The organism is Rhizobium sp. BK661, from assembly GCF_024808825.1.
In the GTDB taxonomy this organism is placed as follows: Bacteria; Pseudomonadota; Alphaproteobacteria; order Rhizobiales; family Rhizobiaceae; genus Rhizobium.
In genome coordinates, this window is the sequence record NZ_JANTYT010000020.1 from 74,739 (window position 1) to 87,358 (window position 12,620).

The following is a 12,620-nucleotide window of genomic DNA, read 5'->3' on the forward strand; positions in this document are numbered from 1 at the left end:
ACATATCATTAATGACGTTTTCAGACGACGCCGCGAGGCGTCCCCACCTTACATGCTTCGTTAAACGCCGACGCTTATTTCCGCTCGCCCTCGGCACCGGTGCTGACAAGAAATGGAATGAGCATGCCCAAACACGATCTCTCATCACGTCATTTTCAGAAAAAAATGTCCGAATTCCGCGAGGTACGTATTGCACCGATGTCCTCGAAGCGGGTGCTGGAAAATGTCCGCCCTCGACTTTTTGAAGCGGATTGACGCCGAAATGCCCAATGGGCCGGACGTGCATCTGGTGATGGACAACTATGCCACCCAAAAGAGACCAAGGGTCAAGGCATGGCTCGCGCGCCGCCCACACTGGCATGTTCACTTCACGCCAACGTCGGCATCCTGGATCAATCAGGTCGAGCGATGGTTCGCAGAGCTGACGCGAAAACAGTTGCAGCGCGGCGTACACCGTTCCACTGCAGAACTTGAAGCCGACATCGACGCTTTCATCGAAACCCACAACGACAATCCCACCCCATACAAGTGGGTCAAATCCGCCGACCAGATCCTCGCGTCGGTCAAACGCTTTTGCCAGAAGACAATGAACCGAACTTCAGATTCAGGTGACTAGACTAGTCAGTCTGATCGTTTACCGTAAGCGGCCGCCGATGATCCGCTCGTGTGAGGACTGGCCAGACACGTAGCGCGCGATCAAATGACCGATCTGACAAACTATCTCGTAGTAATTGGATGGAAACGGATGGATAATAGTACATGAGAGTGTCTCATGAATTGGATGGGAATATGGAATTTCTAAACACGGCGACCGTCCCGATCACGCCCGAAATCCTTTCGCTCATCGCCGAAATCGACGAATTCAAAGGTGCTTGGCGTGCGATCTGCCGGATCGCGCCTGAGGGGCTGTCCATCCTTCGGCGTGTCGCCACGATCGAACGTCGGTTCCTCCACACGTATTGAAGGGGCACGCCTGACCGACCCGGAGGTCAAAAAGCTGCTGGCAAATATCCGCCTCGGGTCATGCGGAGGTGATGGAGACCATCTTCAATACTTACGAAGCTATTTCGTTCACCGAGAATCATATCCGTCAGCTCCACCGCGACCTTCTTGCGCATTCGACAAAGGCCGAGCGGCATCGCGGCGCCTACAAAACCCTCTCCAACAACGTGGAAGCGTTTAACGAAGAGGGCGAGAGCCTCGGCATCGTTTTCGAAACGGCCTCGCCGTTCGATACGCCGCGTCGAATGCAGGAACTGATCGCCTGGCTGAATGAGCAAGGGCGAGAAAAGCGGCTCCATCCACTTTTGGTCGTCGCGATCTTCGTTGTCGTTTTCCTAGAAATCCATCCATTTCAGGATGGCAATGGCCGCCTATCGCGTATTCTGACCACCTTGCTGCTCCTGCGGGCCGGCTACGCTTACGTCCCGTACAGCTCGCTCGAAAGCATCATCGAGCAAAGCAAGGAGAGCTATTACATCTCGCTTCGGCGCACGCAGGGAACGATCCGCAGCGCGCAGCCCGACTGGAATCCCTGGATCGAGTATTTTTTGAGAGCCCTGCATCGGCAGAAGACCCGGCTTGAGAAGAAAATGGAGCGCGAGCGTATTATCCTCGCCGACATGGCGGAATTATCCGTTACATTGCTCGAGTTGGCGCGCGAGCAAGGGCGGATTACGGTCGCGCAGGCTGCCCGGATCACCAATGCAAGCCGTCACACCATCAAGGACCATCTCAAGGCACTTGTGGATCAAGGGCACCTCATCCTGCACGGTGCCGGCCGCGGCGCCTGGTACGGTCTTTCCTGATGAATCGGATGTCAGGCCCATCTGAATGGTTTGCAGTTGAAGGGAACAGAACCAGCGCGGCACTATTCAAATGAGCTAAGCTTCTGAAAACCCTAGAAAAGGATAGTAGTGGCCCGGGGGGATCCCCGAGCCTTTTTCGCTTATTTCGCGGTCTTTATCTTGTTGACCTCTTCGGCGCTCAATTCGCCAACAGTCGTCACCTCGCCATTGGTGATCTTCCAGAGACGGAACGGGCCGGTGATGTCGCCGTATTGATCGAAGCTGACAGGGCCGATGACGCCTTCGTACTTCACAGGCTTGCCGTCCTTGATGAGCTGCAGAGCCTTGGCAAACTCTTCCTTGCCGGCATGGATCGGCGTGCCGCCTTCGGCCACCACTCCCGGCACCGCAGCCTTGATGGCGGCAGCATCCGCTTTGCCCGCCTTGGCGATGGCAAGTGCGACGATCGCACCGGCATCATAGGAGCGGTCAGCGGCCGGGGCAGAAGGCGAGATGCCGCCGGAGAAGGCTTCATAATTGCCGTTGAAATACTCGGTCGACGCCGTCGGGCTGGTGCCGGAGGAGGTGCCATAGGCGTTCTCCAAATACTGCGCGCCGACACTCTCGATGAAGTCCTTGGAGTTCATGCCGTCGTTCAACAGGAATGTCTGCTTGCCACCGCCGGAAACCCAGGCGCGGGCAATGGTGGCGCCATCGACGGGAGTGCTGACGAGATAGAGCGCATCGGGATCACCGGCCATGGCGGCGCTGGCTTCCGAGGCGTAGCTCGACTGCTTCTCGTTATAGGGCGTGGTCGAGGTGATCGTGCCACCGAGCTTCTGATAGGCGGTCGCGAACTCCTTGACCATGTTCACGCCGAAATCGTTGTTGACGTTGATGATCGCGATCTTCTTCAGGCCTTGATCAATCGCGAACTTCGCAGCCGCCGTGCCCTGTAGCGCATCGGAGGTAATGGTGCGGAAAAAGACGCCGTTGGTCTTGCCGCTGCGGCCAAGCTCGGTCAGCGTCGGCGAAGACGATGCAGGCGATACCTGCACGACGCCGGCCGGCGCCGTCACCGATGTCAGGATCGGGATCGAGACTGACGAGATGATGCCGCCGATGATGACGGGCACCTTCTTGATGTTAACGAGCTGCGTCGCCTGATCGACGGCAACGTTACCCTGGCTCTGGCTGTCGCGGGTATCGGCCACGACCTTGCAGCCATTGACGCCACCGGCGTCGTTGATATCGCGGAAAGCCATCTCGACGGACTTGGCACCCGCCTTGCCATATTCACCGGCCGGACCGGTCAGTTCCATGACGAGGCCGACGGTGATGTCGCAGTCGGCCGCCAATGTCGGCGCCGTGGACGCAGCAAGGGCAGCGACCATGGCGGAAAGCAGGAATGTCGTTCTCATTTTTGTTCCCCTTTGTTGAGATTGTACTTCATAATGCTGCCGTGGCGGCCTTCCCTGTTCCGCTCCAGCGCATAAACGTCGCCGTCGAGCGGCTTTGAATGCGCAAGGACCGCATCAATCTCGGCCCTGTCCGTTTCGCTGAGCACGATATCGGCGATGGCGAGATTGGACTGCAGGTGATCCCTATTGCGGGCGCCGACGATCACGGCCGCGACGCCAGGCTTGGTCAGCATGGCGGCGCTGGCGATGGTCGCGATATCGGTGCCGTGGCGGTCGGCGATCCCGCGCAGCGTCGATAGCAGGACCTGGAACAGGTCCCAGCCGCCGAAATCATCGATGATTAGCTTGTATTTCGTGAGCGACCGGTTTTCGAGCGGATGCTCCGGCTCCTTTTGGCCGAGCCAGCGATCGCCCAGGAAGCCGCCGGCCACCGTGCCATAGCAAAGCAAGGCGAAGCTCTTCTCCTGAGCAAGCGCCACCATGCGCTTTTCCGGGCGCCGGTCGAGCAGCGAATATTGCAGCTGCAGCGAGGTGAAGGGCACGCCGGAGCCGATGATCGCCTCGATATGATCGGTGTCGAAATTGGTCCCGCTGATCTTGCCGATCTTGCCGGCCTCATGCAGCTCCTTCAGCCAGCTCGCCGTCGCCAGCCAGCCCTCGATATCATAGGCCCACCAGTGGAACTGAACGAGATCGAGGCAATCGAGGTTGAGCCGCTTGCGCGAGGTATCGATGACGCCTTCGACGTAAGCCTTGCTGATGTTTGGCAGGACCGTGAGATCGGGAACGAACTTGGTGTGGACGCGGATGCGCGAGAGGGCCTCAGTGCCGCGCAGGTTTTTGTAGGCAACGCGGAAACGGCCGATCAGCTCCTCGACACCGGTATAGATATCGGCGCAGTCGAAGGTGGTGATGCCGGCATCGGCAAAGGCAATCATGTCCTCGAGGGCGCTCTCGCCATCGATTGCGCCATGGCCGCCCGCCAGCTGCCAGCCGCCGCGAATGACGCGGGAGATTGCGTAACCGGGGGCGATGGTGATGCGCTGCATATTGGTCGGCCTACTCGTCATTCAAGGGAACCGCCGTGGTGGCGGCATGGCTGAAACGGCGCAGGCCCGTGCGGGTGATCCTGAGCCGTGTCGAGCAATTGGGATCCGGGCAAGCGATGTCGGCGTCCGTCGTCATCCAGTCGTTGCGATCTGTCGGACGCTGCTTGGCCGCGAGCAGCGGCAGCACGGAGGAGAGCGAGTAGATCGAAATCCCCTGCCCCTGTGGCAGGTGCAGCATCTCGCCTTTGAGCTCGAAATGGTCGCCCGGCTTGGCGCCGCAATAGACCGCGCCTCCTTCCGGAATGATCACGTCGACCCTCAGATCAAAAAGGTCGAAGCCGTCGTCGATGGGTTCAGCCATGATGGTCTCCCGGCGCGTGATCTTCAGGTTCGGCGTCCAGCCGCCCGCGGATCAGATCGAAGGAGCGGCTGATGTCGTTGGAAAGCGATCGGATCGCGGCCTCGACATCGCGCTTTTCGAGCGCATCGATCAGCGCCCAGTGATGATTGGTGGCGGCAAGTCCGCCCTGTTCGTCATGAATATGCGCGGCCTTGCGGATTATCGCGCCCGATTGCAGCCACAGGCTCTCGACGATCGGGATCAGCACCTGCGAGCGCGCTGCATGATAGATGTGGAAATGAAACTGCTGGTTCAGCGCTGATGTGACATGGCCAATATCCTTGCCATGCTGCTCGAAAGCGAGATCGCAATCGACATTGATCTGCTTCAGCACGGCAAAGTCGTCATCCATCAGACTGGGCAACGCCAGCGCAACCATCTGGCCCTCGATCAAGATGCGGGCGCGGGCGAGATCGTCGAGACGTTCACGGGTGATGAGTGGCACGCGCACCGAGCGATTGGGCAGCGATTCCAGCGCCTGTTCGGACACGAGGCGCCCAAGCGCCTCGCGCACCGGCATGGTGCTGGTCTGCAGCCGCTCGGCGAGATCGACGATGCGCAAAACATCGCCTGCATCGAACATGCCGTTGATCAGCGAGTTCCGGAGCTGCGAGTAGACGCGGTCCTGCAGCGTCTCGCGCCCGACCGGAGCGAGCGCGTCGTCACGGTAGTGACCGCCATCGGCGGGCGTCCTCGCCTGGGCTCCTGCAGACGGTACTACCCCCGTCTGGACTACCATTGAGCCTGGTCCGTGGAAGGCCGGTTTTTTCGGTTGCTTTTAAACATGGGGTAAAGTTTGATCAAACATCACCGATCAAATCAAGAGACTTCTTTCTCCATGCCCTTGCCAATGCCAGACGCCCCAAAGAAAGCGGCAGAATCCGCGAGAGCCGTGATCGACGCGCGCGAACTAATGAAGTCGTTTCAGGGCAACGTGGCCGTCGGCGGCATGTCAATCAGGCTCGGCGAAGGCGAAATGGTCGGCCTCATCGGCCCGAATGGGGCCGGCAAGACAACGCTGTTCAATCTGATCGCCGGTAGTCTCAAGCCGACGTCGGGCGAAATCTGGATCGGTGGTCGGGAGGTGTCGCAGGAAAGCCCGGAACGACGAATTGGTCGCGGTGTCGGCCGTACCTTCCAGATCCCGAAGCCCTTTCTTGAGATGACCGTGCTCGAGAACGTGCTCGTCGGCGCACAGGCGCAGGACGGCGAGCGGTTGGTCGCCAACTTCCTGCGCTTCGGCCATGTCAGGCAGCAGGAGCGGCTGGCGATTGAGAAGGCGCGCGCGCTGCTGGAGTTCGTCACCTTGTCCGGCCTTGGGGGACAGCCCGCAAAGGTGCTGTCGGGCGGGCAGCGCAAGCTGCTCGAGCTCGCGCGCATCCTGATGGCGGATCCGCAAGCGATCCTGCTCGACGAGCCGGCGGCGGGCGTCAACCCGGCGCTCTTGGAGACGATCATGGAACGCGTGCTGGATCTCAATGCGCAGGGCAAGTCGATCTTGCTGATCGAGCACAATATGGACATGGTGTCGCGGCTCTGCTCCCGCGTCGTCGCCATGGCGCTCGGCAAGCCGCTGGCCGAGGGCACGCCGGCGGACGTCGCCTCCAATCCCGATGTGATCGAAGCCTATCTCGGAGCGGCGGCATGACAGCGACAGCGCTTCAAACCCATGCGCTGATCGCCGGATACGAACCCGACCTGCCGATCGTGCGCGGCGTCGATCTCTCGGTGGCGCCGGGCGAGCTGCTGGTGCTGCTCGGACCGAACGGCGCCGGGAAGTCGACCTTCGTCAAGGCGATCGCCGGCGTGGTGCCGATCCACTCAGGAAGCGTGATGCTCGGGGAGCGGGAGATCACCCGCGTCGCGTCTCACCGCAAGATCGGCGAAGGCCTTGCCTTCGTGCCGCAGACCGAAAACATCTTCGCGACGCTGACCATTCACGAAAACCTGCAGCTTGCTGCCGCTGTCCTGCCGAAGCCGCAGCGCTCCGAACAGATTGCCGCGCTATACCGTCGCTTTCCTGACCTCGCCAGCAAGCCTTCGCGCCTTGCCGGGGCGCTGTCGGGCGGGCAGCGGCAGATGCTGGCAGTCGCCCGCGCGCTGATCGTCGATCCCTCCGTGCTCATCCTCGACGAGCCCTCGGCCGGCCTGTCACCGAGGATCGTCGGCGAGGTGTTTTCGATGCTGAAGGAGATTAACGCCGGCGGCGTTACCGTCATTCTCGTTGAGCAGAACATCAAGGCGGCGCTGGCGATCGCCAGCCGCGCCGTCATCCTTGTCGAAGGCAGGATCAGGCACGAGGGCGAGGCCGCCTCGCTGCTCGGCGACCCGCTGATCGCCAAGCTCTATCTCGGCACCGCCACGCAAGCGTCGGAGGCACCATGAACCCGCAATTTCTCATGGATGGCCTGATTGCCGGCGCCATGATCGGCCTCGGCGCTATTGGCGTGACGCTCACCTATTCGATCCTGCGCTTTGCCAATTTCGCCCATGGCGAGATGCTGTCCTGGGGCGCCTATCTGGCGCTCGCGGTCAGCGGCGGCATGGGGCTCTTGTCGACCACGCTGACGAAGCCGATCGGCCCCTTCTCCTTCGGCTGGTCGCTGCCGCTTGCAGCCGTGATCGCGATCCTGCTCACAGGCTTGCTGGCGCTGGCCGTCGATGCGGTGCTGTTCGCCCGCCTGAGAGCGCGCGGCGGCGCGATCATCATCCTCGTCATGGCGAGCTTCGGCGCCTCGCTTGCGCTGCGCAGCCTGCTCGAATTCATCTTCACCTCCAAGCCCGTCTATTACACCAAGGCATTGCAGATCGCCGTGAAGATCGGCGGCGGCCTGCGCGCCACGCCCGATCAGCTCCTGTCGCTCGGCCTGTCACTGGTGGCGGTCGTCGCCATCCACCTGCTGATGACCCGGACCGATATCGGCCGCTCGATGCGCGCTGTTAGCGAAAACCCGGCTCTGGCGGGCATTGCTGGCGTGGATGTGCGCCGCGTGATCCGCGTCGTCTGGTTCGTCGGCGCTGCCCTTGCCTGCATCGCCGGCATCATGACCGGGCTGCTTGTGCAGATCCGCCCCTATCTTGGCCATGACCTGCTGCTGCCGCTGTTTGCAGCCGCGATCCTTGGTGGGATCGGCAGCGTGCCGGGCGCGATGATCGCCGGATTGATCGTCGGCCTGTCGGAGGCTGCCGCCGTGCAGATCGTCGGCGCGGAGTGGCGTGCGGCTGTTTCCTTCGTCATCATCGTGGCGGTCTTGCTTCTTCGCCCGCGCGGCCTGTTCGGGAGAGCGGCATGAGCCTTGATCTGATCGCCTACGCCGCCTTCTTTCTCACGATGGCGCTGACCTATGCCATCATGTGCCTCGGGCTTAATGTGCAATGGGGCCAGACCGGCCTCTTCAACGTCGGCATCGCCGCCTTCGTCGCGATCGGCGCTTACGTGTCGGCGCTATTGACGACGCCGGATGCGCCCGGCCGCTTCGGCGGCTTCGACATGCCGATCGCCATTGGCTGGCTCGGCGGCGCGCTGTTCGCCGGCCTTGCCGCCTGGCTGGTCGGCGCGCTGACCATTCGGCTGCGATCCGATTACCTCGCCATTGCTACCTTCGGCGTTGCGGTCACGGTGCAGCTTTGCGTGCTTAACCTGCAGCCGCTGACCGGCGGCGCCTTCGGCATCGGCTTCATTCCGCGCCCGTTCGGAAACCTTGCCGCTGATCCGCTGGCATTTTCCCTTTCCAATCTCGCGCTGATGGCGGCCGTCGTGCTGGCGCTCTATCTGGCGCTCCAGCATCTCGCCAAGAGTCCCTGGGGCCGCGTGCTGCGCGCCATCCGCGAAGATGAGAACGCGGCACAGGCGCTCGGCAAACGGCCGATCCGCTTTCGCCTGCAGGCCTTCACCATCGGCGGCGCCATCATGGGGCTGGCAGGCGCGGCGCAAGGACATTTCATCGGCTTTATCGCGCCAGACAATTATCTGCCGATCCTGACCTTCCAGGTATGGGCGATGCTGATCGTCGGCGGCTCCGGCAACAATCGCGGCGCCATTCTCGGCGCGGTGCTGGTCTGGGGTCTTTGGGCGCTGTCGGCCGCCGCCGTCTCCGCGCTCGTACCGCCCGAACAGCAGGCCCGCGCGGCATCGATGCAGATCGTCATGATCGGCGTCGGGCTCTGCCTCATCCTGCTCCTGCGCCCACGCGGCATCCTCGGCGCTTCCAATACGCTGGCCTCGCTGACCAGCAAGCGAAAACAGACATTCAGGGAATAGAAGCATGTCCCCCACGCCCCCACGCATAGCGCTCACCAAGGATCTCTCCATCAGCCGCATCGTTTGCGGACTCTGGCAAGTGGCCGACATCGAGAAGAACGGCACGGTGATCGATCCCGACAAGGGCGCCAATGTGCTGCAGGCCTATGCGCGCGACGGCTTCGACACGTTCGACATGGCCGATCACTACGGTTCGGCGGAGTTGATCACAGGGCGACTGCTGTCGCGCTATCACAATGGCCAGCGGCCCGTTGCCTTCACGAAGTGGTGCCCGGAACCGGGACCGATGACGGCTGATGTCGTGCGTCGCGGCGTTGAGGAACGGCTGACGCGGCTTGGCGTCGACAAGGTGGATCTCCTGCAATTCCACTGGTGGAGCTTCGAGCATCCCGCATGGCTCGACGCCCTGCACGAGATGCAGCGCCTGCGCGATGAAGGCCTGATCGGCTCGCTCGGCCTCACCAACTTCGACGCCGGGCATCTGGCGCTGGCGCTCGCCGATGGCATCGAGATCGCCAGCAATCAGGTTTCGTTTTCCCTGGTCGACCGCCGCGCCGCCGGTGCGCTTTCAAAGCTTTGCGCGGAGAGCGGCGTCAAGCTTCTTGCCTATGGGACGCTCTGCGGCGGACTTCTCTCGGAGAAGTGGCTCAACAAGCCGGAGCCGACGTCGATCGCCGATTGGAGCCGCTCGAAGTACAAGCGCTTCATCGATACCGCCGGCGGCTGGGAGGCCTTCCAAGGCATTCTCAATGCCGCCGCAACCATCGCGGCTACGCATGGCGTCTCGATTTCCAACGTCGCGAGCCGCTGGGTTCTGGAACACGATGCGGTCGCCGCAACCATCGTCGGCGCGCGGATCGGTGAGAACGAGCATCGCGGCGACAACCTGAACGTCTTCTCCTTCGCGCTCGAGGAAGAGGATCACCTGGCGTTGAACGCCGCCTTCGCCAAGACGCAACCCATTCCCGGCGATTGCGGCGACGAATACCGCAAGCCGCCGTTCCTCACCGCATCCGGCGACCTCAGCCACCATCTCGATGCCATTCCATCTATCTACACCGCTCAGGCCGTGCCCGGTCGTCCAGGCCGCTCGCGCGTCTCGTCCGGCAGCATCTGGGAGCCGATCGCCGGCTATAGCCGCGCCGTCCGGATCGGCAACCGTATCCTCGTCTCCGGCACCACCGCGACCCATGGCGCGGACCGCTGCGTCGCACCCGGCGATGCCGGTGCGCAGGCCACTTACGTTCTCGACAAGATCGCAGCCTCCATTTCGGCCCTTGGCGGCAGTATAGAAGACGTCATCCGCACCCGTATCTATCTGCGCGACGCAAACCAGTGGGAACCCGTTTCCCGCGCCCATGGCCGTGCCTTTTCATCCATCCTGCCCGCCAATACGCTCATCGAGGCCGGAAACCTGATCGGGGACTACGAGGTTGAAATCGAGGCGGAAGCAGTCTGCGACTGAGTGCAGGCAACATAAATCGGGCTGATGCCGGTGACCGCCAAGGAGGAGCGGCTGCTCACGATGGTCCGCGGAAAAGGTATCGGTCACAAGGGATGCGTCGGCGCGAAATCGCGCGACGCCCGAATTCCGACAATCAGCTCTCGACGGTCCGGGCTTTGCTCCATTCCGCATAGCGGGCAAGCGTTTCTTCATTAGGAGGATGGACGCCGTCGCACGTCCGGATTCAATTTCCGTTTTCAGGAACTCTTCCTGCTCTTCCATCGCGATCGCCTCGTCGGCGATTTCGTCGACGTACTCCTTCGGAATAACGATGACGACCTCACTGTCGCCGAAGATGATGTCGCCCGGATAGACGGCAACGCCACCGCATGCAATCGGCTGGTTCATGTCCGAAGCATGATGCGCCACCAGATTGGCGGGCGCGGCCGGCCCGAGGCAATAGGTGGGAAGCCGAGGGAGACGATGTCGGCGGTATCGCGTACCCCGTCATCCAGAACCATTCCCGCCGCGCTACTACGGTCACAGTTGCGGTCGGCTGGAAGTGGACGACCGAGATGTGGGGGAGACCCTGATATCGGAAGGTCTCGCCGTTCTTTTCATCTGTGGCGTGACCGGATGTCCCCCGACCAAGGCCGTAGTGCGGTTAGGCGTGGTGCGGCGCTTTTTGGCGCGCTTTCCAAAAAAACTGCACCCGAAGCCTGCGCTTCCATATCGACCGTCGTTCCTTCCTGCTCTCATTGAATAATTGGGTTCGAGCGAAGTCTGAAGGAGCTTCCTACCCGGACACAAAAAAGGCCCACGGGAGGTGTGGGCCGAGTTCCAGGAAAAATGATGTCTAACGACGGTAATTAAGCATGCCCTAATTGCTAATTAAGCATGCCCTAATTGCAAGGCAAAGCTGATGCGAGGGCGGCCGTCGCCGAATGTTCGCTAGCGTGTCTTTTTTAACACTTGTGCGCGTCGCCGTACAAATGGAACTACCGCGCCAGCCATCCGCCATCGACTGGTAGGACTATGCCGTGGACATAGTCGCAAGCCTTGGACGCCAGGAAGACTGCTGCGCCCCCGAGTTGCGCGGGATCTCCCCAGTGACCGGCAGGGATGCGGGCAAGGATGCCAGCGCTACGGTCAGGATCCTCGCGCAGAGCTGTCGTGTTGTTCGTGACAAAATAGCCTGGCGCAATGGCATTGACTGTGAGTTCATGCTGAACCGCGACTTTTGTGGCTCATCAAGCTAGCCGGCATGTCTGATCTGCGCGAGCAGTTTCTTTCGGAAGACTTCGGCCGGGGTTCGATAGCCAAGGCATTTGCGGGGTGTTGCGTTGAGCCGGTTACAGATCTCGATCAGATCGGCATCTGTGACCGATAATGGATCGACCTCTCTCGAAAGCCATTTCCGGACGCGGCCATTGGTATTCTCGACGGTGCCTTTTTGCCACGGCGATTGCGGGTCGCAGAACCAGGTTTGGGTGCCGATGCTCGCCTGAAGATACGGCCAATCCGTAAACTCCGTGCCACGGTCGAAGGTGATCGAGCGACGGGCTAGATGGGGTAGGGCCTTGAGGGCCTGTATGAGGCCGTCCATGACCGGACGTGACTGACGGTCGTTGCGTGGAAGAATGCGCCGGCTTGGCGCACTGCAGCCTCGGTTTCGTCCATCGCCGAGCGGCCGACTGCGACGATCGAGTCACCGGCCGCAGCCAAGGCGATAGCGATCGCCTGGCCAAGGCCGGAGGCGCTTCGTTACCTGATTGACTACGAGGGTCTCGACAAGACTGTTCTGCCGTATTTCGGCAAGCTTCCTGACCGGGCGTGCTGGCGGGCAGGATGAGATGATTCAACGCATCGCCGAAAACCCCCCAGTCACGCGCGATCGCTGCATCGATCAGCATGAAGCCGGTGACCTCAGGCACAAGGCGGCCGATATAATATACTGAAAGGCCCCCGCTGCCGCCGACAAGCCCGAGCACCGGCCGAGATCTCCATCGCTCATTTGCGCGATAGCGGCTGATCCATCCCCTGCAAGGCAGTCGCGATCTACTTCAGTTAGCTTTTTAAAAAAAATCATCCCAGTGCGGTTGCGGCATCAGTAACGTTGCCGGTCCGATGTACCTGCAGGGCTCGGTCTGGTTGTTGGTCCGGCTATTCCTCTCTGAATGCCTTCATCATTTGGTCTGTGAATGGTTTGAGGAGGTATGAGAGGGCGGTTCGCTCGGCGGTCTGGACGAAGACCTCGA

General features: G+C 61.3%; 11 protein-coding genes and 5 pseudogenes. 8 read left to right on the forward strand and 8 right to left on the reverse strand.

Annotated features, from left to right (window positions below):
- Window positions 1-232 precede the first annotated feature (232 nt).
- The 3 genes and pseudogenes from FHX16_RS26295 to FHX16_RS26305 form a co-directional block, all read left to right on the forward strand.
- Window positions 233-616 (forward strand): annotated as a pseudogene (locus tag FHX16_RS26295) (transposase); the annotation flags it as partial.
- Between the two features lie 173 nt (window positions 617-789).
- Window positions 790-963, forward strand: a complete 174-nt coding sequence (locus FHX16_RS26300) for a hypothetical protein (protein WP_259131235.1) — start codon at window positions 790-792, stop codon at window positions 961-963.
- 71 nt (window positions 964-1,034) lie between these two features.
- The gene (locus FHX16_RS26305; RefSeq protein WP_259131237.1) at window positions 1,035-1,808 is read left to right on the forward strand and encodes a Fic family protein; all 774 of its coding nucleotides are present in this window, start codon (window positions 1,035-1,037) and stop codon (window positions 1,806-1,808) included.
- Window positions 1,809-1,948: 140 nt separating this feature from the next.
- Here FHX16_RS26305 and FHX16_RS26310 read toward each other — a convergent pair whose 3' ends face one another.
- From FHX16_RS26310 to FHX16_RS26325, 4 genes are read right to left on the reverse strand one after another with little or no spacing between them, the layout of a single operon-like run.
- A complete protein-coding gene (locus tag FHX16_RS26310) occupies window positions 1,949-3,181 on the reverse strand; it encodes an ABC transporter substrate-binding protein (protein WP_246712796.1) in 1,233 nt (410 codons plus the stop codon).
- A gap of 23 nt (window positions 3,182-3,204) precedes the next feature.
- On the reverse strand, window positions 3,205-4,257 hold the full coding sequence (locus FHX16_RS26315) for an aldo/keto reductase (protein ID WP_259131248.1): 1,053 nt from the start codon (window positions 4,255-4,257) through the stop codon (window positions 3,205-3,207).
- 10 nt (window positions 4,258-4,267) lie between these two features.
- On the reverse strand, window positions 4,268-4,618 hold the full coding sequence (locus tag FHX16_RS26320) for a TIGR04076 family protein (protein WP_183758968.1): 351 nt from the start codon (window positions 4,616-4,618) through the stop codon (window positions 4,268-4,270).
- Window positions 4,611-5,396 carry a GntR family transcriptional regulator gene (locus tag FHX16_RS26325; protein ID WP_259131239.1) on the reverse strand — a complete coding sequence of 262 codons (786 nt, stop codon included), beginning with the start codon at window positions 5,394-5,396 and terminating at the stop codon, window positions 4,611-4,613. Before FHX16_RS26325 ends, FHX16_RS26320 begins: the two co-directional genes overlap by 8 nt.
- 99 nt (window positions 5,397-5,495) lie before the next feature.
- On the opposite strand from FHX16_RS26325, the gene FHX16_RS26330 reads away from it, so the two are divergent.
- Genes FHX16_RS26330 through FHX16_RS26350 form a run of 5 tightly spaced genes read left to right on the forward strand, consistent with a single transcriptional unit; the run spans window position 5,496 to window position 10,383 of the window.
- Window positions 5,496-6,305, forward strand: coding sequence for an ABC transporter ATP-binding protein (locus FHX16_RS26330; protein ID WP_259131241.1), 810 nt, complete (start codon window positions 5,496-5,498; stop codon window positions 6,303-6,305).
- Window positions 6,302-7,042 carry an ABC transporter ATP-binding protein gene (locus FHX16_RS26335; RefSeq protein WP_259131242.1) on the forward strand — a complete coding sequence of 247 codons (741 nt, stop codon included), beginning with the start codon at window positions 6,302-6,304 and terminating at the stop codon, window positions 7,040-7,042. Before FHX16_RS26330 ends, FHX16_RS26335 begins: the two co-directional genes overlap by 4 nt.
- On the forward strand, window positions 7,039-7,950 hold the full coding sequence (locus FHX16_RS26340; protein WP_183864729.1) for a branched-chain amino acid ABC transporter permease: 912 nt from the start codon (window positions 7,039-7,041) through the stop codon (window positions 7,948-7,950). Before FHX16_RS26335 ends, FHX16_RS26340 begins: the two co-directional genes overlap by 4 nt.
- Window positions 7,947-8,918, forward strand: coding sequence for a branched-chain amino acid ABC transporter permease (locus tag FHX16_RS26345; RefSeq protein WP_259131243.1), 972 nt, complete (start codon window positions 7,947-7,949; stop codon window positions 8,916-8,918). Before FHX16_RS26340 ends, FHX16_RS26345 begins: the two co-directional genes overlap by 4 nt.
- Before the next feature lie 4 nt (window positions 8,919-8,922).
- Window positions 8,923-10,383, forward strand: a complete 1,461-nt coding sequence (locus tag FHX16_RS26350; protein ID WP_259131245.1) for an aldo/keto reductase — start codon at window positions 8,923-8,925, stop codon at window positions 10,381-10,383.
- Window positions 10,384-10,516: 133 nt separating this feature from the next.
- On the opposite strand, the pseudogene FHX16_RS26355 reads toward FHX16_RS26350, so the two are convergent.
- The 4 pseudogenes from FHX16_RS26355 to FHX16_RS26370 all read right to left on the reverse strand — a co-directional run.
- Window positions 10,517-10,892, reverse strand: a pseudogene (locus FHX16_RS26355) (ribonuclease activity regulator RraA); the annotation flags it as partial.
- Window positions 10,893-11,360: 468 nt separating this feature from the next.
- A pseudogene (locus tag FHX16_RS26360) lies at window positions 11,361-11,582 on the reverse strand (SDR family oxidoreductase); the annotation flags it as partial.
- A gap of 35 nt (window positions 11,583-11,617) precedes the next feature.
- Window positions 11,618-12,004: pseudogene (locus FHX16_RS26365) on the reverse strand (IS30 family transposase); the annotation flags it as partial.
- A pseudogene (locus tag FHX16_RS26370) lies at window positions 11,995-12,117 on the reverse strand (2-deoxy-D-gluconate 3-dehydrogenase); the annotation flags it as partial. The pseudogenes FHX16_RS26370 and FHX16_RS26365, both read right to left, overlap by 10 nt.
- Between the last annotated feature and the right edge of the window lie 503 nt (window positions 12,118-12,620).

Coding starts and splice junctions, on each gene's coding strand:
- FHX16_RS26325 (WP_259131239.1), bottom strand. CDS start 5,396: ATGGTAGTCCAGACGGGGGTAGTACCGTCTGCAGGAGCCCAGGCGAGG.
- FHX16_RS26335 (WP_259131242.1), top strand. CDS start 6,302: ATGACAGCGACAGCGCTTCAAACCCATGCGCTGATCGCCGGATACGAA.
- FHX16_RS26345 (WP_259131243.1), top strand. CDS start 7,947: ATGAGCCTTGATCTGATCGCCTACGCCGCCTTCTTTCTCACGATGGCG.
- FHX16_RS26305 (WP_259131237.1), top strand. CDS start 1,035: ATGGAGACCATCTTCAATACTTACGAAGCTATTTCGTTCACCGAGAAT.
- FHX16_RS26315 (WP_259131248.1), bottom strand. CDS start 4,257: ATGCAGCGCATCACCATCGCCCCCGGTTACGCAATCTCCCGCGTCATT.
- FHX16_RS26350 (WP_259131245.1), top strand. CDS start 8,923: ATGTCCCCCACGCCCCCACGCATAGCGCTCACCAAGGATCTCTCCATC.
- FHX16_RS26340 (WP_183864729.1), top strand. CDS start 7,039: ATGAACCCGCAATTTCTCATGGATGGCCTGATTGCCGGCGCCATGATC.
- FHX16_RS26320 (WP_183758968.1), bottom strand. CDS start 4,618: ATGGCTGAACCCATCGACGACGGCTTCGACCTTTTTGATCTGAGGGTC.
- FHX16_RS26310 (WP_246712796.1), bottom strand. CDS start 3,181: ATGGTCGCTGCCCTTGCTGCGTCCACGGCGCCGACATTGGCGGCCGAC.
- FHX16_RS26300 (WP_259131235.1), top strand. CDS start 790: ATGGAATTTCTAAACACGGCGACCGTCCCGATCACGCCCGAAATCCTT.
- FHX16_RS26330 (WP_259131241.1), top strand. CDS start 5,496: ATGCCCTTGCCAATGCCAGACGCCCCAAAGAAAGCGGCAGAATCCGCG.